Genomic DNA, 22,653 nt, shown 5'->3' on the forward strand with positions numbered 1-22,653 from the left:
AACTCAAGGCAGTTTTTTGATAATGATATGCCTTGAGGTATGACGATGCCCGAATAATCGGCTCCAACCGTTTATAGTCCTAACACCACAGCCCAGAGATACTTCAGCAGCGTATTGGAGACATTGGACCCCGCCATAGGTGTCCCCGGCGGGTTCCGGCGGCCAACCGTCGAGAGTCTGAGGAACCAGTACAGAGCTATAATTCCAAATGTTGGAGTGAACTGGATCGGACGTGGGATCGTAATTCCAGTCGATGTCTTTTTTCCCTACACCTGCATGGAAAGTTGGATCGCTTTCTTGCCCTTTCAATCTGACCTGGGCTGTCGAGGGTACGATGACGCCAATCGGTTGTCGGGGGCTGTATTCCACTCTGATTCGGTAATAGCTCAAGTGTCGATGAGCGCTGCCGCTACCGTCTTCGATGCTATATCCCAATACCATACATTCGTTACCATTGAGATCGCCAACCTCTACCTCCATTTCGCCGCATTCATTGGTTGTTAACGAACCAATACTTTGGGGACTGAAAGTGGCAAAGCTAGTTTCCCAGGAATTAATTTTCGGTACGGGAGGTCGGTTGTCGATCCGAAGTGGGAGAAACTCGTATTTGTTGACAGTTGGAACCAGGGCAATAGGTGTCAATTGGGGAATGCCACCAACTTCACCAGTTTTTTTATAGACTTCAATGGCCAGAATTACCAGGTCATTGTCCGCCGCTGTTGAATCCCACTTGACAATCAGGTCAGGAAAAGGCATATATTCCACTGCCGGGTTATACAGTGGAGGTCTTCGATATACTTGTATCGAACTTCCACCTACCACCTGGGCAGTAAAAGGACCCAACGATAGTTTTTCCCACCTGCCGGGATCTCCTGCTGAAGTGGGAAAAATATATTTCTTATTATCTAGGACATTGGTGATTTGAGTTGCTGATGTCAAGTCGAAAGGAGCAGCAGGATTTCCACTGTAGGGTGAAAAGTAGAGGCGGTAGTAGATGTTATCACCCTGAAGCCGAATATTGTTGCCGAAATGCCCTCCGATATGCAGAGTGCCGCCGAAGGGAGCATCCACGATTCCGGAAAAAAATGAAGAGGCTGCGGATGTCATGTAACCTGGGTCGGGATCGGACACATTGGTTATCTCATCGCGAGTAACTCGACCGACCCTTAAAAAGTAAAACTGATCGTCAGAAACCGACGCTGTGGGACTCAGTTCTGGAATATCAACAGTTAAGACAGGACTTCCAGTCAACGGTACATCCACCCGGATCGGATTAGCCGCAGACCATGCCTCATCCACCATATTGCGTTCATCGTAGATCTCGACATATTCGGTTCCGCCTTGCCCAGAAATTAAGAAAACAATGTCCGGCAAACTGGTAGGTTGTACAATCTCGATTGGCGTACCTGGAGACCCGGCGGGAGTTGCCATTTCCGTTTGCACCTCAACAGGTAAATCCGTGAAGGTGAAATCCCCAGAGGAATTAGTTATTGCAGGAAGAGAATTTAAGCGCAGAAAGCTTAAAAAACCCCCTTCTTCTGGAATAACGCGATAGATATCTACCGATACTCCTTGCAGAGGTTCAAAAACTCCCCCCGATGTCGGATATTTGACTTTACCTCCGACGCTGAATAGTTTAGTTGCATTTTTCCACACAATTCATACCTCCTGCTAACTATTAGTTAATACTCTGTAGGCTTGAGAGCCACACGGCTTGAGGGATTGCGAAGCCGTGTGAAGCTCAAATCAATCACACCACTTCAACCACGATTTGAGTCTTTCCAGCATTTACATTCCATAACACTGAATGCTCAGTACTCTTGATCATCTTGCCGTCTTGAAAGACCTTAAAGAAGAGGTCAGGCTGCCGATCCAGGAATAATTCTCGGAAGTAGGATTCGTCGAAGTCTAATTGGAAAAAACCGTTCTCATCCGTCATGGCGCTTCCCACAAGGTCATTGCAAATTAAATCCTGATCCCATGCCTCAACTCGAAGTCCTCCTAACCCTTTTTGGGTTTCGGCATCAATAACGCGACCGAAAATCTGAAAGGTCTTCTTGGCTACTTTTTTTGCAGAGGCGCTTGAATTGATAGAGTGTCCACAGCTTCAGAGACGTCGAGCATACTATCAAATGTTACAACTTGAGCATTATCCAACTTGGCCTGTAAATCGCTGATAACCCTACCCGAAAATTCCGCCCACTGTTCCTGGTTCAATAGAAACAGTTGTCCTCCATAATGCACATGAGCAATTTTTAAGCCTCCAGGAAAAGGCCAAGGCCAGGGCTTAAGGCTCATCTGTTGTTCTGATGCAGTAGACTCCTCAAGGGGGGCTGCCAAACCCTGCCCAAGCTCTTCAGCAGTCATTGCCCTGAGATTATACTTCTGAACTATATCTCGGACAGCCTGATGGTTAACGACCCAAAAAGAACTCGGAATTCCCCTTGTCCAAATCAATCTTTCTAAAAGGGAATAATTATAATTAGCCATGATTTTTCTCCCAATGAATCTATTGGTGAAAGCTATTTAGGAACCTGTAAACTATTGACGAGAGGCACGCCGCCCAGATGCTCAAAAAAGAGGTCTCCTTTTTCTTGTTCTAAGGTTTTAAAGACATTGAATGCTGCTTCAATGGCAGCCCGTTCCGAGGCACACAAAAAGGGACTGACGCGATTGTAGTAACCCGATGAGAAATAATTGGAACACCCACACCAATTCATGCAGTAGTCTTTGAGACCACAATTTAAACACTCCTGATTGAGAGAATCACCTGCCAAGCGACGACACTGTAATCTCTCTAGTTGAATGCCGTTATTAACGTCGCCAATGCAGTGACCATTGGTACCATCACCCACTAGACGTTCGCACGGGTAAATGTTACCTTCTGGAGTAAAGGCGAACTCACCACACCCCATACGACACCGTTCTAGGGGATGGTACCCCTGACGGAGAATGACTGTTACTTTGCTATCAATTAAGCTAATAAAATGGGGGTTGTTCCGGCGATAATACTGGATGTATAGATCGCCAATTGCACGGTAAATATCTGGTAACTGCTCAATCGCTTCCTGGGTCCAGTCAGCCGTAAAGTTTGGATTGAGATAGATTTGCCGTATCCCCAGGGATGAAAAATACTCCACAGTGGCAGGGAGATACGTGAGAGTTTGAGGTCCATATACAGCATTGACCATCACGCTTGAGAAGGCTTTGAGTGCCTGCCGAATCGTCTGTTCGACAATCGGAGAACTCCCTTGCCCATTGATAAAGCGACGATTGAGGTCATGGATCGCTAGTGGCCCATCACAACTCACACCGAAGCCAATTTCATGTTCCTCAATAAAGTCTGCGATGGCTGGCGAAAAGATGGTACCGTTTGTCACTACCGTGAAGAGTACCCGATCTTTATCAAAATCCCGATGGGCCTTAAAGCGGTAGACTATTTCCTTCAACAGTTCAAACTCTAGTAATGGTTCTCCGCCAAAAAAGCCAACATCAATTTTTTTGCCAGGGGGCGTATTGCGGTAGGCAAACTCAACAATCTTGTTGGCTATTTCAATCGGCATACGGCAGTCTCGCTTGCTGATGTAGCAGTAAGGGCAAGCTAGATTGCAACGTTGAGTCAGTAGTAAGGTGTATTTCATTCGCTTTCTCGGTAAAAATCTACGAGTGTTTGTGGGCTATAACAAAGCATTGACAATGGTTTTACGTCTTTACCCTAGATACGGAAGTCAATGTTTTCTGTAAGAGCTATGAACGTTAAATACCTTGCCAGCAAGGGCATGCAGCAGATAGATGGTCTCAAATAGACTAATAAATTGACTTTCAGAACAATCATCTAGCGGAACTTAGACATTTTTTTGGTAAAAAAAAGGCTCAAAGCTTTATATGTCAAGCTTTTATATCGAATTGCTTGTTTTCTTGATATATCTGGGTTATAGCTGACGCCACGCTTTGCTAAGAGCGATTTTCTTGGTTTTGACGTATATTATTTACTCTAAATGGCTTTGAGGCTTTTTCCTCCTTGTTTTTTTGTCTAAGTCCGGCTAACGCTCTATAACCCGTTAAATATCAAGGGTTTTACCCATCACTACTACGTGAAACTGAGATAAGTCAAAGTAAAAGCTTAAGTGCTCTCTAATACTGATCTTGCTAAGAACTGACTCCAAAGTAAATACGGCGATCTGCGTATCAGATTATGAAGAAATCGCAACAAATGACCCTTTGAGTAGTCCTAACTTTTCCAAAGCAACCATCACGGCAGCAGTTCGAGTTTGCACACCCAGTTTTTCGTGAATATGCTCTAGATGTTTCCGTACCGTTCCTTGACTGCAACCCAACACTTTAGCAATTGCGTCATTACTTTTATCCTTAGCAATCCAGAAAAGTACCTCTGCCTCGCGTTTGGTGAGTCCTAGTAATTCCAGAGAAGAAATTGAGAAGGATTGCAGTTCTTGTTCTTCCAACAGTACGAGATATTTCTCCCCTATTAGATCGGAAATAAGATAAACCAGTAACTCCTTTCTCCCTTTCTCAATGTGTAACGGTAAATAGGGGGATGGAACTTTACCGTTAGATGTGAATAACAAAATCTGATGTTTGAACCAATATTGTAATGGTTCTGGCAATGAGTTTAGGGGATATGGGGAAAAATACTGGCTCAGTAGTTTTTCTCCTTGTTGAGTCATGAACTGCACTTGCCCTTCTGGTGTTACAATAATCACGCCTACTTCTTCAAAAGCTTCTTTGAATTGTGTCAGTATTTGCTTCCATTGGCTAAATGCAGGGTTATCTTTATCCGTTTGCATCAAGTATTGACGCAATAAATTTAGAATACAGCGATCACACTCAGTAAAATTTCGGTGATCGCAACTTACCGTAAACCTTTGTTTTAATACCATAGGCTTTTAATATATTCAAGAATGGCAAAACCTGTAACAGGGACGTTAATCAACACTGCTTTCCCATTGGGCGTTTGAAACACTACGGACTGAAAAATCCGCGCAGCATCTGTCTAGTAAATGCACTTCAAAACACCAGAACCAGGAAATTACCAAAAGAATCTGTTGGCTCATTATCTTCGGCAAGCTAAAGCAAATCCCATCAGGTTCAGTCTATATAGGGATACAACGCGATGAAGGTGAAGTCCAATTTTGATTATCAATTATTGGAGTAAATCTTCAATAAATTAAATCAAAATTATTTATCATATATGTATATTATATAGCAACTGTAAATCAAATAAGTAATTTTAGTTGCTTCTTTAGTAAAATTATATATTTTTTCTATCTGACGTTGCGAATAAAATGGAAGGAGCAGGCGTATGATTGCGTGCAGCACTCACGGCATTAGTCATAAACTCCAATACATTGCGACGCTGAAACTTTAAGGAAGTATTAACTATACCTAGGGACATAGGTATTCCAAACACATCAGCCATCGCATTTTGAACCATTCGAGTGCTGTGGCGGTACAACCCGCTCAACACAGCTAAAAGAGCTACTACTCTTACTCCGTAACCACTTGGATTGACATCAGACGGTAATTTTGCACGAGTACTAACCCCACAGTTTACTCAAAAAACCACGTGGTGGTTCGTTGCGCAGCAGCGCGTCTTCCAAGATTAACAAAATCCCAGAAAAAATATAATCGGGAACTTAACAACTGTCCGTTCGCTCATTTTGCAGGTGCAAGAGGTAATTATGTCTTGCACAGCTTGGAATCTAGCAAATAAAGAGATTCAGGCATTTGCATCAATGAAAGAATTGTGCATTGAAGGTCATTAAGAGGTGTAACACAGATAGTAAAATCAGGTAGAAAATAAAGAGTTATATTACAAAAAGCCTTAAGTATTTGTTCGGCAGAGGGACGTTGTGTTTTTCGCTTTGGATTACCATCATAGATACCAGAAAGGAATGCACCGGTTTTTTGAAGAGCTTGACGGACAACAAACTCCATAACAGTAAATACTCGCAATGCGATGTTTAGGAGAAATATCAAACCAGAAATTCTGTCTTGGTTCTTAAAGTAAATAGGTAAGGCAGGTAGAGAACCCCTTTTAAAACGATGAAAACCAGGCTCCAAAAGCCATTCATCTCGATAATACATAACAGCTTGTGGTAAACTCAGTTGGTCAGCAGAAGCATTTGTGACATATAATCGCCAACCAGCCAAAGTTTCTGCTTCCTTTATTGCATGGTCAAGCTGCTCGATATGAAGTTGGAGATGTATCTTCTTTACTTGCTCTAGTTGAGAATTTTTGGAAGGTCTTCCCCTGCCAATATAACGAGTTTCTATTTGTGTTTGTTCAGTAATAGTAGTTGAGAAGAAATCTTTGACACGGTGACGTTTGAGAATGTTTTCAACTTTATAAATAAGTTGTTCTCGGTCATCTCCTGGTTTCTTAGCTAATTTCTCCAAGGCATTTTGAGCTTTATTGATGCGTTGTTGTTGACCATGTATTGCTCTGGTTGCAAGGCTACGGGAATAAACTACCAAGTAGCGTTCATGCCAACGTACCCATTTATTAGTTTCTTTATTGAACCAAAATCTTCCTAATTCAACTTCAAAACCTTTACCAACAGCAAGTTCTGATTCTTCCTGTTGAGGTAAACGAATATCCATAGTTTTAATTGGTGGATTAAGTACCCATCAGCAATGAAAATAAACTTGGGGTGCCCAATCACTTTCTTAATCTTCTGCCAAGTGGGGAAATATAACGGGTCATCGGCTCCATTTCCTTCAAGGGTTGCGCTGACTAGTGGCATTCCCATCGGGTCTAAGGTTGACAGTCTTCTGACGGTATTGCAATAAATCGGGACGTTTGTCCTTTGAGTAACCATAACGGGACTTAGACAAAAAAAAGAGGAAAAAGCCTCAAAGGCATTCAGGGCAAGGGATTAACTTCAAATCGCTCAATGCCGTAGCGTGGCGAAGTGCCATAATCTAAATATATCAAGAAAACAACCAATTCAACGTCAAACCATTTATTTATAAAGATTTGAAGCTTTTTTTGAACCAAACAACATCTAAAGAGTTATGTATTAATTAAGTTGAATGTGCAGTTTGTTCAACTTATTTTTACAAGGATGCTAAGTCCCGATACTGATAATAATTGGTTAAACCAAGTCAAAAGAAAATTTATGGACAAAAGTGTTTTACAAAAACGCCAACATACTAGTAAAGGTTGGCGGGCTGTGATTGTGAAATTCACACTAGCAATATCAGTGCTTGCTTATAATGGCACCATTCTCAGAAGCAGGGAATTAAATCGAAAAGGTGATCAGCCGAGATTCTCAGCCTCAAAGCATTAGGAGCAATAGAAAAAACCCGATAAAGCATTTACAGGATGCAAATATCAGGTTTATTTAATGACCCATAAAAAATTTGTTTTGCACAACATCAATTAACCACTACACCAAGCATCAAAAACTCTACCTTGCATAGCTTCAGGAAACTCTTCACAGTATTCTTCAAAAGCAGTTTTGAATATTTTCTTTGATTGTTGATGGGCGATTTCTGCTTGTAGTTCATCAACTGTATCCCAAGCTGCTCCACATTCTTTCGAACTCGGTGAAGTGCGATCGCAAATACTGCGGGCGTTTTCCACCGCATGGTGTAGTTCTTCTTCTAAAAGTACCTCTTGGGGTTCTTCAACAAATTTGCTTTCGCTAATAATATCGCTAAGGGAAATAATACCTAATAATTTTCCTTGAATTACAGGTGCTCTGAGTAAGTGATATTCGGCAAACAAACGCGCCACATATGCTACACCAAGGTTAGGATTAATTGCCATACAGGGCTTGCTCATTATTTCATGTACGCGCAACTTGGCAGGGTCTTTACCAAAAGCAATTACCTTGTAAACTATATCAGCTTCGGTAATAATGCCATAAGCATCCTGGTCGTGGCGACGTTCTACAATTAATGCACGCCAACCTCTGGAATTCATTAACTCAACCGCTTGTGCTACAGTTGCCGAACTGCGAATAGTTGCAACATCTTTAGTCATTATGTCTGCGGCTTTTAGCATAACTACCTTCCCGTATCGCTCTGTAATTACGTTTTCTTGCTTACAATCGCCAAACTCAGACCATATCTGTAATAGAAGGGATTACAGTTGTTAAAAAAATTATTCTGGTTTTTAAGAACCAATGTTGTTTGATTCCTGATAATTGACCCTTAGAATCCTTTAAGCTCAACACCTTCCTTATAAACAAACAATTTGAGGAAATTGTGAGGTTTTTCTACTAAAATCAACTCCGGTCGTAATATTTCCAAGAATACAAAGCCCGTAATTGGGGCATCTTTTTCAATTGATGTTCCTGCATCCTTCTGAGAATATCATCCAATATTCTCACTGCTTCCCCTTGATAACGTCCTTTATTTAACATGACACATTCAGCCCTTTCCGACATGGCTGCATCAGTCATTTCGGGGCGAGAAGGAATTCCTTGTTTCACTAGTTTTTCTAACACTTGTGTCGCCCAAATTACTGGAACATGGGCAGCTTCACATAGCCAGAGAATTTCCTCTTGCATTTCTGCTAGACGCTGATAACCAATTTCAACAGCTAAATCGCCACGAGCAATCATCACACCAAAAGGATACTTACCTGCAGCATGGACTATTAATTCCGGAAGATTGCGTATTGCTTGAAGTGTTTCAATTTTTGCAACTATTGCTAAAGGATTTAACCGTTTACCCTGACGAGTTTGTAACTCTTGCTCTAGCAGGTCAATATCTGAAGTATTTTGAACGAAAGAATATCCCACAATATCTGCGTGGGATACAATAAAATCCAAATCTTGTTTATCTTTTTCTGTAAGGGGGCACAAATTAAGTAAAGTATCAGGAAAGTTGATTCCTTTATCTGGCAAAATTTTACTACCCTTATGGCTAGCATGGGTAATTTTTATCAGTGCTCCCTCATCACTTAAGGACTCAACACAAGCACCGATCCGCCCGTCATCAATCCAAACATTAGCACCTATTTTTAAACTATCTAGCACTTCTGGTATTGTGCAAGTTAATTGTGGATATCCAATATCGGCAAAACTAGAATTATTTTCAGGTTCTACACCCGATAAATCGCGCCGTAAAAATAAATAATCTCCTGTGAATAAACGGTCAGAATCACAGAAGTTAATAGTTTGCTCAATACGAGGTTTTGGTCCAGCTAAATCCATCATAATTTTACAGGGTTGTCCTGTTTCGCCCTCTGCACGATGTACGTGATGAATCATTGCTTCCCATAGTTCTGGTGTATCATGGGCACAGTTTATTCGAACACAATTAGTGCCTTGTTGTAGTAAGCTTCTAACATACTCATAACTGCTAGCCGCTGACTTGGGTAATGTAACCATAATCCTTACCCAACGGTTATTCCATGGTTTACCCAACACATCTTGTGTATGACGTCTGAGCAGACGATGTCCTTCTAAAAAAGATTGTATTGAAGGACGAGGTGGAAGAGGATATGATTCTGTTTGACAAATAGCAGCTAAAGTTGCGATCGCTGCATCCAAGTTAGGTAGTACTCGGGCTTCAATTCTCCCCAAAGATGACAGTCCCCAAGGAATCAAAGCTGCTTGTAAAGGACGCAGGTCATGACCTCGCAAAGCTAGATAGTATGCTAGATTTTGAGCACTTTTTCGGAAGGATGGACGTTTAATAAGGGGTTCCCATCGTTGAAAAATTTCTTCTCCCTGTTGATAAATTGATTGCCGAAGTTTTTGTAAAGTAGCAAGTAAAACTTCTGGGTTTTTTAAGTCTATTGGTTTTATCTGGGTCGTATTACTTTTAAGGGAGAACATAAAATCATCTCCTAGCTCGCAATCTAAAATTTAAGATCTACAATTCAAAACCTAAAATTCAAAACCTAAAATTCAAAACCTACCATTCAAAAACTAAAATCACACATTATGTGAATTAGAAGCTGAAATAACTTAAATTAGTGGGAATAATCACAAATATAATTTACGCCGGTTCTTGAAACTCTTGATATTGAAAGGCTGCATTTAATTCGCATTAGAAGCAAATCCTAAATTTTCATGTTTAACACTTCATTTTTATTTATAAGTAAAAAACTTGAGAAACTTGTGAGGTTGTAGATGGACTATTGACATTTTCTGGGTTTCTCTGTCTTCCACAAAATCGCTATGGGGACAAACATCAGTTCTGGTAGATAAATATTTTTCACTAGCGGTTGCACGTAGTTCATGTTATTTCCAAAAATTTAAGTTATATGCATGGTTGAACCTTACCTACATGTAGTAACAGTAAAATTTGTAGATGAATACCGCTAGTTCATATGAGTTCAAAGGTGCAGCTATGAGTAAGTTATTTGTAGGACCTGTGGAATTGTCTGAAAATCCCAACCATAGACGAGATTCTAACGGGAAGGAAGTTCTGTGGGTTGGTACAACTCTAAAATTTCTATTCCAAGTTAAGGAATATCATGAAATTCATAAAGTAAATAAAGGCACTAACAATTCAGATGATTATATATATCCCTTAGTGATTATCGGAACAAGATACGTAAAAACATGGGAAGATTGGCAACAACATGAGGTAAAAATCAATAATTTCTTGATAGGTACTATTTGCAACTATTCTTCAAGTGAAAAGCATCCGACTAATTCTTTGGAGCCCGAACCTCCTGAAGCAAAACAATTTATTTTTAAGTTACAGCCTAAGATTTTGAGGGTCAGTGATGCTATGGAACCACACTTGGTTCCTCAAGACAAAGTTAATATTTTATCGATTGATATGGGAACAGGTGGCTTTGGTTTTAATGATAGCTTTATTATTGACTATATAAATACTAAGAACTTTACTACCAACCTGAATAGCTAGTAGAGTCAACGCAATAAATACTACACCCATACTTAAGGTTAATAGTTAGATTAAAACCTGCTACTAGTATTAATCCCCGGGGGGAAAACCCCGGTTTTCCCGATAATCCTCATAAACTCACAAATTCCTCATTTTTTTAACCTATAAGGAGATTAGCCAAGAATTATTGAGTATTTTGAATTTAATAAATTTAATGGTTAATAAAAGGCATCCTTAAAATGAGACAACAACAACTCAAAGCTTATCTACAACTAATTCAAGAATTGCTAAGCTGTGCTCATGGTGAAGAATGGACGTTACTGGAACGTAACGAACAACTAGTGACTCCCGATCTAGTACAGGTGATGGAAGAAATCGCCATGCAGTTAAAATCAGATGGAAGGTTGGATGCAGCTAAATACCTCCAACATTGGGCTGGACAAATCAATCATCTGTTTGAACAAGCAGTTCATCACCAAAGCGATGATGAAAAATCCCAAGCCTATCTCCAGCTGATTCAAGATTTATTGGATTGTCCCAGTGGTTCGGAAGCTGATATTTTAGAATCTCACCAAAATTTAATTGACCCCAATTTGGTGCGAATGATGAAACAGGTCGCTGCTCAAATGGCTACACGTAAGGAAAAGGGAGCAGCTCGTTTCTTAAGTAATTTAGCTGCAGAAATTAGTCGAAACCTAGTACCGGTAAAGAATTTCAAAGCAAACTTGCAAAAGGATGCCAAGGAGGCTATTTTTGGCGCAGAACATCATTTTCCTGATTTTAAAGCAGCTGATGAGTCTGCCTTAGAAGATATTGATGGAGAAATTCCACAATTCGACCCCATCAATGAAACCTTTGCCAAAACTGAGGAGAACACTCCAAAATCTGTGCATCTTGAAGAACGTTTAACAGAAGTCACTCAGTCATTAATTAATCTACAGGAAATATTATTTTCACGACTGCAACCAGTAAACCCACTTTGGTACATGGATATATTAGAACGCGCCTATACTTTGGGTTGGGTACTAACTACTGAAGAAGTGGAAGAATTAATAGGGGTCAAGCCTAGATGTGAAGCCGGTAAAAATTCTTATCAACGGGGATGCTGGATGTTTGTGAAAGCCGGTAAGATGGGTTTACATACAGGTTGGCGCGTTATCAAAGAAGAAGTTGAGGTTACAGAAGTTTAAAAATAGCTTGATATCGAACACGTTAGAGGAGATTTTCAAAGTATAGTTTATTACTAGTGTTCACTGTTGAGATCCCCCAACCCCCTTAAAAAGGGGGCAAAAGTCCCCCAATACAGTGGGGGATTTAGGGGGATCCAAGATATTTTAAGTAAATAATGTGACTTTTGAAACATCCTCTTAGACGTTTTTCCCAAAGACGTTTTTCTCAAATATCATTAAAGTGCGATTAAAGTGCGATTGAATTAAATCCAATCGCACTCATTTACCAAGATGTGACCAAAGCCCCTATAGACATGCGGAATGTCAAAATTCATTCACAACTACGATTCACAACACAGAACAAAGTTAAAAGTTAAATCCTTTTCTCAGAAACGGAAACCAACTCCTGCTTGCAAACTCACAGCATCAGCAGAACTGTCTTCATAAGCATCAATACCCCATTTCGCATCACCATATAAGACGACGCGATCGCTAACTTCTGATTCTGCACCAAGAGTAATCACGGCTGCATCCCTATTACCCAAAGGGCTATTTTCGCCTTCATCTGTGACAAAGGAATAACCAGCACCAATATAAACATTAGTATTATCAGCAACAGGTACATCGTAAGTTAGCATTGGCATGATGGCTGTAGAGTCGCCACCAAATAGAACTGCACCCCTAGCGGAAACTGGTGTTTCAGGAATTGCATAACGTCCTTGAACATTACCACCTAAAACTGCTGCATCGTTATTTTCTCCGCCATTGGTAACGCCAGCAGAAACACCAGCACCAATGTAATTACCATCCATACCCGTTGGCTTTGCTGCTGCAATTCCGCCCGAAAGAAGAATGGAGGAAGCAACAAATGCACTCACCATTACACTAGTAAGTTTCATATTACCCTCCTAATAAAAGTTAAGCGGAAGATTTTCTATATCTGCTTATCTTTTACTTGGTGTTAACTCTTGAAATATTGTTTTTTGATAGAAGTCACATCTACTACCTATCTACTTTTAGGCTAACAATTTAATGTGAGGAATTTGTGATTGTTGCAATAAAAATTAATTTTTCTGGTACATTTATATGCATTAAACCATAAAATATAAATCCTGTTCGGGAAGCTGCTTAAAAATCATTTGATTCTCAGAAAAAATATTAAAATTTCTTTTTTTATTTTAAGTTAATAATATTTGAACTATTTGAACCTGATCGATTGTTTAAGTCACGTTAACGTTTTGAAAAACCCCTTTCCCTTTTTTAGATTTTAAATTTGGGAAAAATATAAAAACCAGAGACGAACTCAAGATATGAGATTCAATTTGTCATCCCTACTTTGACTCGTAAGCACCCAAATCAATTGCTTTACCTTGACTTCGTTTTTTACCATCTTTGTCAAATTCTACATCTGAGTCAATTCTATAACCACTATCAATTGCTACTGAATCAGGTTTGAGACGGAAATTATTACCTGAAGAATCCATAAATCCAATTGACTTAACTTCAGTATTCTCTGAAGATTTCAGGTTTGTATTTCTCTTACCACCATCGTAAAGACTACTAAAGCGATCTGTGAATAAGTTATTTTTCAAAGTCACATTCTCTGCATCTTCGATAAACCCATTTCGATAGGTGCTATCAGCAAAGATGTTGTTAGTAACTGTTATATTACGAGGTTTATAGCCTCCAGTGTAACTCTTACCATTTATGGTAATGGCTTGAACATTATTGGAAAAAGTATTATTGAAAATCTCGACATCACGAACATTATTGCTGATTCCAATTCCTTGTCCGCCATTTACTCCTTGTTTTCCGTTGTCGTAAACAACATTATTAAAGACGCGGATATCAAATACATCACCTCTACTGGGGTCTTCGTCTGCGATCGAAATCGCATCAGCAGTATTTCCGTATACTTCGTTATTGTAAATATCAATGTTGAAGGATCTAGCACGACCACCATCAACGTAGATTGCAGAACCTCCGTTATAGCCACCAGGTGTTCCAGAAACTAAAGAGGTTCCAGTTACCTTATTGTTGTGAATAGAACCATTACGAGAACCAGTTTTTGCATCTATCCCTTCACGGTTACCTTGGTCTACAGTGTTACCAGCTACTTCAAAACCGTCTACACCCCATATACTTAGAGCTTCTTGAGTCCCATTTGTGTCACCACGACCTTTCCATCTCCAGTTTGCTCGTTCAATGGTATTATTGAGAACCTTAATGTTTTTGCTAGTAACTTCTTGTTCTCCACCATCATAGTAACTGTCTGGTAAGACGATAATACCGGAGGCTCCAGTTTCATAGGTATGGTTATTTTGAACTGTTATGTCTTCTGCATCACGTAAAGAAATCCCAGCCCAGGATGTGTTTTCAATACGGAAGCCATCAATCACCCAATGACTCTTACCAGCTGACTGAATAACACCTTCACGAAAGCCTCCTTTATTTGGATCTGGGTCTTTCAATGTGACATCACCGTTAGCTTTAAGGGTGATTCTACCCGAACCACTTTCGCCAGATTTACCAAGAGTAATTAATTCTGTATAAGTACCAGGTTGTACTAAAACAGTGTCACCAGCCTCTATTGGAGAGTCTTTACCGACTGCGTGGTCGATAGTTTTCCAAGGTTTATCTTTTGTTCCTGGATTATTATCACTTCCATTTACAGAAACGTAGTATGTAGTTCCAAAGGAATTATTTTGTTCTGAAGTTGTATCACCAGAAATCTTATCAGAAGAATTCACCTCAGAAGAGTTTTGTTTTTCTGAAGTAACATCGGGGGAGATGTTATCAGAAGAGTTTTTCTGTTCCAAGTCAACGTCAGGAGAAATTTTATCAGATGAAGTCTTATCGGAAGAAGAATTTACATCCGAAGGATTTTTCTCCTCTGAAGTCACATCGGGAGATATTTTATCAAAAGAATTTTTATTTCCTGAGTTCATATCAGGGGAAATCTTATCAGAAGAGTTTTTCTGTTCTGAGTCAACGTCAGGAGAAATTTTATCAGATGAAGTCTTATTGGAAGAAGAATTTACATCAGAAGGATTTTTCTCCTCTGAAGTCACATCGAGAGATATTTTATCAGAAGAATTTTTATTTCCTGAGTTCATATCAGGAGAAATTTTATCAGAAGAGTTTTTCTGTTCCGAGTTAACGTCAGGAGAAATTTTATCAGATGAAGTCTTATCAGAAGAAGTTACATCAGAAGGATTTTTCTCCTCTGAAGTCATATCGGGAGATATTTTATCGGAAGAATTTTTGTTTCCTGAGTTCGCATCGGGGGAGATGTTATCAGATGAATTGGAAGAATCGGTAGGTACAGGTTTTGGCTGTGGATTATAGTTTGGTAATGGATTTTCAACAGATTCTTTCTTATTGCCTAAACCTGTCAATTTATCAACATCACCTTTTCCTGAGTCACCAACGAGGATGTCTTTAGCACCATTGAGGTTGTCATTCCCATTATGTTTACCAAGAAGTTCATCACCTTGAACATCATGATTATATTTTTTAAAAATGTCCTCATATCTGCTGAAAATATCGTGATGTAGATCGTGGATGTCATGTACAAGATTTATTGAATCACCTAAAAGCTTTTCTCTTCTTTCTAATAATCCATCAATACGATCTTGAATTTTGAGAGCAAGTGCTTCATGTCCCTTATCCGCACCCAAAGGCTTACCTTCTAAAGGATTACCTGATTCAGTAAATACATCTAAACCTTGATGTAGGGTATCGATGTGGGGAGCGTGAAAATGTGTGAAATCCAAGGTTTTTCCTCAATTAATTTCTTAGTTAGCTTATTTATCTTTCCAACCGAGAACGATGAGACTGGAGCTATCATTACTGTGTCAAATACAGAAAAACTGAAAAGCTATTCAGTCATTGTTAGACTTACCTCTTTCGGGAATACACCACATACTTATTTCACGTCAAAAACTATGTTGTAGACGCGATATCACTCCTCTTCACAGATATGATTAATATTATTCGTCAATAACGAACATTATTAATACTTGCCATCGTAAATACATGAATAATTAGCTTGAATACAAACATCTATAAATTGCAGGATTTTCCATCCCCATAATCGTCACAACTCCCAAAAAAACTAGGTTGTTTGATATGCAATTTTGGTAGATGTGTATCCTAGCAGATGTTTCCTTGTTTTGTGAAACCGACTAACTAATTTTCATAGCATTTATGACTACAACTGAAAATTACACACCAAGATTGCAAGATTTAACTGCAGTCAAATCTATCTTTAGTATTAGCTAAGAGCAAGAATTTGTGAAGATAGTTTATTGTTTTTTTTAGATTAAGATGAAAATAAAAAATTTATACAAAAAACATCGCATGTGTTAGTTAAAAACTTGACATCATTTAGCTTGCCTCAAAATAAATTTTATATTTGGTCAGTAAGATAATATATTTTTAAAACTCTATTGGATGTTAATTATTTTGTTGTCACAACAAATTATTAATGACAAAGATAAAAAAACTACATTTTTTGTGATCTCAATTAATCCATAAATCGGAAATAAATATTTTCACGTAAGACTTGAAAGTACATTCATAAGAAACTTTCAGGCTTTTATTAAATCCTAAAACAGAATAATAAATATATAACTAAAAGTTATTGCACCATATATAAAACCTAAATATTACTTTTAATGAATTTTTGTTGAACTCAAAATCTGATTGAATACTGTGTATTTTAAGCAACAAGTATTTTTCGATTAACGCTAATTAAATTTATCACTTTCATTTATTTGATTTTATTTTTTGATTTCTAAAAAGATAATTTAAAAGATTATTAGTATTTATGTTTACAATAATTACTATGGCAAAAAGATACATATACTTAAGCTAAAGATAATATATTTTTTACACTACAGTTAGCTTTTTTGTAGAACAAATTAGATATTTCATCTAGTAATCGCATATTCTCAGCCATTTTAGTTAAGTTTTATTAATCAATGAATCTAAAAATAATTAAAATCTACTATTTGTCAGTCGTTTAATTCTTTGGGTTGTCATGATTGATTGACAATTTTTGTAACAAAGATGTTAAAAACTAGAAGCAAAAAATTATTAGTGCGTCCAAAAGTGGATAACTGACAAAAAGTTTGATAAATAATTAAAAACCATTAATTAAAAACCATAACCTAAAGAAAAGGTCACTCCATTTTCTTGCAGACTATTTCCATTAATTTCAGCATTGGTCAAAGGAATACCGTAGTCTACACGAGCATTAAACCTATCTCCAGCATTAAAATTTAATCCCATCCCAACCGAGATTAAAGAATCAATATCAACTGCTTCATTATTCCCATTCCAAGGTAAACCCAGATCGATAAAAGGGATGATTTGTAGTAGACCGTCTAGTTTATTCATTCGCAGGACTGGAATTCTCAATTCAGCAGAAGCAAATAAACCACTGTTAGACAAACTGACATCTCTTCGATAACCTCTAACACTAGTTGCACCCCCCAAACGAAATTGTTCAAGGGGGACTAATTTATCTGCAAGTTGAATATCTCCTCGTAAGAGCAAAAGAAAGTCTTTATCTAGCTGACGCGCCCATTGATATTGTCCCCGCCAAGCGACAAAATTACTATCTGGAGCATTATCATTAATAGTGGCATCAAAAATATCTACTCCCACACTAAACTGCGATCGCAATGCTAAGATGCTACGATCGCTGCGTTCTGTATATTCTTGAAAAATTCGCAAAGCACTAATATTAGTGTTACCAGAATCATCTGCACCTATGGATAAAGGGAAGGGAATATCCAGTAAAGAAGTCTCGCTGTGTTGACGAGAAAAACTGATTCCCAATGCTAATTCACGGTTAGGTTTATAAATAATTGGCTGTCGAAAGCTGAGTTGGTAGTAGTTAGATTGAGTTTCAATATCTAAGGGTGTGAAAGGATTTTCGATAATATCATTGGAATTGAAACCATAGGCAAAACTGATAGTACCGCTTTTAGCATTAATTGGAAACGTATAACCAATATCAAATCCATTGCTACCTTGGGTATTTGTATAATTTAGTTGGAGCTTATCCCCAAATCCCAGAAGATTGGAATGGTTTAAAGCGATATTGCGACTATTAGATCCAATTGAAGGTGATTTATGATTATCTAAAGAAGAGGATAAACTAAAAGCCTTAGCTTCTTTAACTTCCACATCTAGGCGACTCATACCAGGAGTCAAACCAGCAGATAATTCTGCTGAAACATTGTCAATGAGGGGGTCGAGGCGCAATATTTGCAAACGTTCTAGCAGTTGCTTTGTTTGCAGTGGGGTTGGAAGGGATTTAAGACGGGAAGCTATGTAGCGATCGCTCAGCCGTTTATTACCATTTACTTTAATAGATTCTATCCCACCTTCTAATACTTCTATTTTGACTATACCATCTTGTAATTTTTGGGCTGGCAAATAAGCACCGGAGTTTACATAACCATTATCTACATATAGCTTGGAGATGGACGAGCGCAATTTATATAACTCTGCGATTGTAACTGATTTCCCTTGAAATTGTGTGATTAATTCGGAAATTTCACTGTGAAATAGACTATTACCTACAACTTCAATCTTTTGGACTTTAATCGGGTCAAAAACAATATTAAATTTTGAGTCTTGAGAAGCTTCTTGAATTTTTTGATTCTCTGTTGCTGTAGGAAAATTTTGATTGGAGATATCAAGATTAATGGGAGAATTTTCCAGTTTATTTGGAAAAAATCGTCGATTGTCTTGCTCTATACGATTATTGAAGTCTACAGGATTGGAATCTACAGCAGTTTGCGCTTGAGAAGTTTTAATATCGCAGACATTAGCAATAACAACAAGACTTAAAATATATCCAAAATTTAAAAAGTACTTGTGCAAACAATCTCTGTATAAAAAGTATTCACAAATTCTCATATTAACTTTATCGGAAGATGCAACATTTGAGTTATCTTTAGCTCTCCGGTTAAGACATTGCATCAGGTTAATTCCCCATCTTTTGGCAAATATTTTAGAGAAAGGGAAAATGCTGAGAGTTTCTTCCTTCAAAGGAAGTGTCCTTATAAAGTCATCACCTATTGGTAAAGCATAGGAGGATTCAAGATTACTCGTTAACTTCATAATCAGCTGAAGCTAAGCCTCATTGGTAAGACAACCTATTTTAAGTAACCAATAAGTAAACTACCTGAGTAATTTTGACTAGAAGACATTCAATTATGTATTTCAATGATATAAAAATACACTCAAGTTGAAGAAGCAAATAAAAGTGATAATGGAGTTTTATTAAAACAAGATAATAATCTCTGTACTTATCCTAAATATTGCAGAAAATTCTCACGATTAAAGAAAATTTAACTACTAGAATTATTGACTTGAAGTGAAAAATTTAGTTATTCCCACACTTGACATTACCCATCTTGCCATGGATCCGGCAAAAGACAAAATAATCAGACTCCAAGAACTAGCTCGTTCTATTTGCACAGGATTGAGTGTTTATCCTCATTTTGTTGTTGTCAACGGCTATCCTCCCATTGAAGATCGCACTAATTTGGTAAATCTGTCCAAAGCCATTTGTGAGATTGGTTCGGGAAAAATTGGTTCGGGAAAAATTGGTTCGGGAAAATCCATCTTAGATTTTGGCTATCAAAACCAAGTAAAAGTTTCTTTTACACAAGTGCAAATTAATCGAACACAACCCGGAACAAGTGGAAAAGTTACTGAATATAGCCGAACCCACCTCCCTTTAGCATCCCACACTGATTCATCCTACATGGACAACCCCCATGATTTGGTTGCATTTCAATGTATTGTCGCAGATAAAATGGGTGGTGAATCCACAATGTTCGCCGTTGAAGATATATTGCAACTAATTGATAGTGAAAATCTTAAACTATTGAGGGCGTCAGTATTTCCATTTGGCGATAATATATATCCGATTATTTCTGGTGTCAAAGGGAACGAACAAATTCGTTATTATCGATCGCAACTTGATCGAACACTAGAATTGAAAGGTTCTTCCTTACCCGACCGATATCGTATGGCGATCGATAATCTAGACACCGTACTTCAGAAATCTGCTCGATTAATTAAGTTCCCTTTACGACCAGGACAAATTGTATTTATACACAATAAAAAAGTACTACATGGACGGACGGGATTCTCTCCAGATAGCGATCGCCGACTTTATCGGGTTCGTCTTCATGTGAATAGTTTTGAATTTGAATCTACAGAATCTACAAACCAAATTCATATATCTGACTGTATTCCCGAGCCAATACAACCTATTTCAAAGGATCAGAATAAACAGAAAGATTTTGTTTATAAGGATATTGATTCTTCAATAATTCAAGAACTAAAAGATTTTCATAGTTTCGCAGAAGTACTCAAACAAAATAATCAACCTAGCAATCCACAACTTAATAATGCAACTCTTCTAAATACCTATGGTCAATTTTTGCTGAGTAAAGGTAAATTTCCAGAAGCAGCTAAAGCTTTTCTTAGTTGCTTAAATATTTCTCCCGATGATTACGAAAGTGGTCTTGCATTATCTAGTCTTGCTGATGCTCGTGGGGATTATAAAGCTGCTCGGGCTATATTAAATCAGGTTGCTATACGTCATCCCCTGATCTGGGAAGGAAAACCCGATCCTCAAAAGCCAACATTATTAAGAATTCGAGGGATAGAAGGTTCAGCTTACCGCATTGTACAACAAGCTGATGGTAGCTACAAAAATCTACTGCAAGGCGGTCATTTTTCGATCAAGGATTTTGTAAACCGGAAGCAACATAACTTGATGACTCTGAATCTTTTGGAAAATAATATTGATGGAATACAAAATATTCCTAAATTAAATTTATTTCTCAATACCATTGCTTGTCCAGATCTGAAACGATCATCACTAATTGCTGCTGCTAGATTTTTAGATCGCTATCCTAATATTCCTGTTATCAATCATCCTCGTCAGGTTCTGGAAACAACCCGCGAACGTAATGCACTGCGACTTAACTTGATTCCGGGTGTCAAATTCCCCAAAACAGAAAAACTCAAGTGGGATGGTATTTCTGTGGATGCGATCGCAAATGAAATTTTTGGGTTGGGTTTTGTGTTTCCTGTTATTATTCGTCACGTCGGTTCTCAAACAGGCTCTAGTGTTAAGCTTGTCAAAAATAAACTAGAGCTTTATTCTCATCTCGAAAATAGTCCAAAAAACAAAGAATATTACGTTATCCAATTCCATGATTACTCTAGAGAGCAAAATATTTTTAACAAAACACGAGTATTTTTCATTGACGGTCGTTTTTACCCAGTTGCAAATTTATTTAATGATTCTTGGAATGTTCACTCGGGAGACCGTTATAGCATTATGAACAAAACCCAATGGACACAAGATAAGGAACAGTCTTTTTTGAACGATCCTGTCAATTATATTGGTAGTGAAAATTTTGAAAAACTCTGTAAAATTCGCGATTTAGTTGGTCTTGATTTCTTCGGAATCGACTTTACAATTCTCCAAGATAGAAGAACATTATTTATCTTTGAATTGAATGCTGCAATGAGACATAATTTTGACCATGCGAAGAATTTTCCTTATACTGAACCTCACTTAAGGAAAATATCTAATGCTTTTGATGCTATGGTTCAAAGCCGTTTACAAAAATCTCATGAAGTATAAGGTTGTTTTTAGCTTTTAATCTGCGACTTAAGCAATCAACACCTGATATTTGTTACGTAACGCTCTTCCATCACTTTGGGAAAAATCCCATATCATCCCGCAATGATGCAACGCCAGATTACAAACTGTTTGAGTAAATTTTCTCAAAATTATCTGTAAAATATTTATTTGCTTGAGTACTTATCAAGGATTCTACTAGACTCATTATTGTATTCAGTTTTCTCATCGTCAAACTAAGCCTAAGTAAATTATTATCTAGCTGTAATTTTTTCATTTTTCGTTTTTGCTGTTCTAGTTCGTTAGCCACCAGTACTTCACATAGGTTTCGCTTTGTTTCCTCGGATATTAAAATATAGCTTCCGTCTTGTGAATTTCTTAATTTATTAGAAGTGAGATTATTATAAAAATAACCTCTGTCCATGATACAAAAAAGATAAGCGAGATATTCCGCTTCTATTCCTATAGCGTTTTTAATAATATCTCTTTTCTCTAGTCCAAGAGTTTGTTTTTTATAAATTTGAGTTCCGTAAATACTATGAAATAAACCTGCTAGACAAACATAATGTGGATTTTCCCACTGTTTTAGTAATTTGTAAGTTTGTTGAAGATGATCGATTAAGGTTCCGTGAGAATGAGAAAGAGAATTAGTATTAAGGTCTATCAGTAAAGCTAAAAGCCTGGATTCAGAATACATACGTAATAGTAAACTTCAATTTTTTTATGAGGAAAATAAATTATTCAATCTTTATGAATCATGTCTTTGAGATTTTTTAATTGAGACAAAAATGTTACCTTGATTTAGACAACGCTAAATTTATTCATAAAATTATTGATAGATTTTGATTGAAATCACCTTTAAAGCTTCTGTTTCTGCTTCTTTGGCGAAAATATTTATAAGGCCTGACGATTATTATCGTAAATATTCTAATGTTATAAATCCTAAAATTTACTTTTACCTCA

The 22,653-nt window shown here is 37.7% G+C and carries 15 protein-coding genes; 3 read left to right on the forward strand and 12 right to left on the reverse strand.

What is annotated here, in order from left to right:
• Positions 1–3: 3 nt before the first annotated feature.
• From QNJ50_RS11285 to QNJ50_RS11320, 8 genes are all read right to left on the reverse strand, one after another.
• Positions 4–1,656, reverse strand: a complete 1,653-nt coding sequence (locus QNJ50_RS11285) for a hypothetical protein (protein WP_300635312.1) — start codon at positions 1,654–1,656, stop codon at positions 4–6.
• 405 nt (positions 1,657–2,061) lie between these two features.
• Positions 2,062–2,490: a hypothetical protein gene (locus tag QNJ50_RS11290; RefSeq protein WP_300635315.1), complete on the reverse strand. Its 429-nt coding sequence runs from the start codon at positions 2,488–2,490 to the stop codon at positions 2,062–2,064.
• A 32-nt stretch (positions 2,491–2,522) separates the two neighbouring features.
• Positions 2,523–3,641 carry a radical SAM protein gene (locus tag QNJ50_RS11295; protein WP_300635317.1) on the reverse strand — a complete coding sequence of 373 codons (1,119 nt, stop codon included), beginning with the start codon at positions 3,639–3,641 and terminating at the stop codon, positions 2,523–2,525.
• Positions 3,642–4,193: 552 nt separating this feature from the next.
• Entirely contained in the window at positions 4,194–4,898 is a 705-nt protein-coding gene (locus tag QNJ50_RS11300) for a helix-turn-helix transcriptional regulator (protein ID WP_300635318.1), read from the reverse strand.
• 371 nt (positions 4,899–5,269) lie between these two features.
• A complete protein-coding gene (locus QNJ50_RS11305; protein WP_300635319.1) occupies positions 5,270–5,485 on the reverse strand; it encodes a hypothetical protein in 216 nt (71 codons plus the stop codon).
• Between the two features lie 212 nt (positions 5,486–5,697).
• Positions 5,698–6,621: a transposase gene (locus QNJ50_RS11310; protein ID WP_300635320.1), complete on the reverse strand. Its 924-nt coding sequence runs from the start codon at positions 6,619–6,621 to the stop codon at positions 5,698–5,700.
• Between the two features lie 781 nt (positions 6,622–7,402).
• Positions 7,403–8,029, reverse strand: coding sequence for a CP12 domain-containing protein (locus tag QNJ50_RS11315; RefSeq protein WP_300635322.1), 627 nt, complete (start codon positions 8,027–8,029; stop codon positions 7,403–7,405).
• Positions 8,030–8,252: 223 nt separating this feature from the next.
• The gene (locus QNJ50_RS11320; RefSeq protein ID WP_300635324.1) at positions 8,253–9,812 is read right to left on the reverse strand and encodes a pyruvate kinase; all 1,560 of its coding nucleotides are present in this window, start codon (positions 9,810–9,812) and stop codon (positions 8,253–8,255) included.
• A gap of 478 nt (positions 9,813–10,290) precedes the next feature.
• Between QNJ50_RS11320 and QNJ50_RS11325 the strand changes: the two genes are divergently transcribed.
• Positions 10,291–10,854, forward strand: coding sequence for a hypothetical protein (locus QNJ50_RS11325; protein WP_300635326.1), 564 nt, complete (start codon positions 10,291–10,293; stop codon positions 10,852–10,854).
• Between the two features lie 218 nt (positions 10,855–11,072).
• Positions 11,073–12,023, forward strand: coding sequence for a hypothetical protein (locus QNJ50_RS11330; RefSeq protein ID WP_300635328.1), 951 nt, complete (start codon positions 11,073–11,075; stop codon positions 12,021–12,023).
• Positions 12,024–12,388: 365 nt separating this feature from the next.
• Here QNJ50_RS11330 and QNJ50_RS11335 read toward each other — a convergent pair whose 3' ends face one another.
• The 3 genes from QNJ50_RS11335 to QNJ50_RS11345 form a co-directional block, all read right to left on the reverse strand.
• Positions 12,389–12,901, reverse strand: a complete 513-nt coding sequence (locus QNJ50_RS11335) for an outer membrane beta-barrel protein (protein ID WP_300635330.1) — start codon at positions 12,899–12,901, stop codon at positions 12,389–12,391.
• A gap of 432 nt (positions 12,902–13,333) precedes the next feature.
• Positions 13,334–15,778, reverse strand: a complete 2,445-nt coding sequence (locus QNJ50_RS11340; RefSeq protein ID WP_300635331.1) for a right-handed parallel beta-helix repeat-containing protein — start codon at positions 15,776–15,778, stop codon at positions 13,334–13,336.
• A 1,384-nt stretch (positions 15,779–17,162) separates the two neighbouring features.
• Entirely contained in the window at positions 17,163–19,142 is a 1,980-nt protein-coding gene (locus QNJ50_RS11345; protein WP_300635332.1) for a ShlB/FhaC/HecB family hemolysin secretion/activation protein, read from the reverse strand.
• A 256-nt stretch (positions 19,143–19,398) separates the two neighbouring features.
• Here QNJ50_RS11345 and QNJ50_RS11350 point away from each other — a divergent pair, with 256 nt between their 5' ends.
• Positions 19,399–21,693, forward strand: coding sequence for a TauD/TfdA family dioxygenase (locus QNJ50_RS11350; RefSeq protein WP_300635334.1), 2,295 nt, complete (start codon positions 19,399–19,401; stop codon positions 21,691–21,693).
• 118 nt (positions 21,694–21,811) lie between these two features.
• Here QNJ50_RS11350 and QNJ50_RS11355 read toward each other — a convergent pair whose 3' ends face one another.
• A complete protein-coding gene (locus QNJ50_RS11355) occupies positions 21,812–22,387 on the reverse strand; it encodes a DUF6817 domain-containing protein (protein WP_300635335.1) in 576 nt (191 codons plus the stop codon).
• Positions 22,388–22,653 lie beyond the last annotated feature (266 nt).

This window comes from Mastigocoleus sp. MO_188.B34, from assembly GCF_030065675.1.
GTDB lineage: Bacteria > Cyanobacteriota > Cyanobacteriia > Cyanobacteriales > Nostocaceae > Mastigocoleus.

Excerpts from the sequence above, each read along its gene's own strand:
- QNJ50_RS11290 (WP_300635315.1), bottom strand. The coding sequence starts at position 2,490 with ATGGCTAATTATAATTATTCCCTTTTAGAAAGATTGATTTGGACAAGG.
- QNJ50_RS11295 (WP_300635317.1), bottom strand. The coding sequence starts at position 3,641 with ATGAAATACACCTTACTACTGACTCAACGTTGCAATCTAGCTTGCCCT.
- QNJ50_RS11300 (WP_300635318.1), bottom strand. The coding sequence starts at position 4,898 with ATGGTATTAAAACAAAGGTTTACGGTAAGTTGCGATCACCGAAATTTT.
- QNJ50_RS11310 (WP_300635320.1), bottom strand. The coding sequence starts at position 6,621 with ATGGATATTCGTTTACCTCAACAGGAAGAATCAGAACTTGCTGTTGGT.
- QNJ50_RS11315 (WP_300635322.1), bottom strand. The coding sequence starts at position 8,029 with ATGCTAAAAGCCGCAGACATAATGACTAAAGATGTTGCAACTATTCGC.
- QNJ50_RS11320 (WP_300635324.1), bottom strand. The coding sequence starts at position 9,812 with ATGTTCTCCCTTAAAAGTAATACGACCCAGATAAAACCAATAGACTTA.
- QNJ50_RS11325 (WP_300635326.1), top strand. The coding sequence starts at position 10,291 with ATGAATACCGCTAGTTCATATGAGTTCAAAGGTGCAGCTATGAGTAAG.
- QNJ50_RS11330 (WP_300635328.1), top strand. The coding sequence starts at position 11,073 with ATGAGACAACAACAACTCAAAGCTTATCTACAACTAATTCAAGAATTG.
- QNJ50_RS11335 (WP_300635330.1), bottom strand. The coding sequence starts at position 12,901 with ATGAAACTTACTAGTGTAATGGTGAGTGCATTTGTTGCTTCCTCCATT.
- QNJ50_RS11345 (WP_300635332.1), bottom strand. The coding sequence starts at position 19,142 with ATGAAGTTAACGAGTAATCTTGAATCCTCCTATGCTTTACCAATAGGT.
- QNJ50_RS11355 (WP_300635335.1), bottom strand. The coding sequence starts at position 22,387 with ATGTATTCTGAATCCAGGCTTTTAGCTTTACTGATAGACCTTAATACT.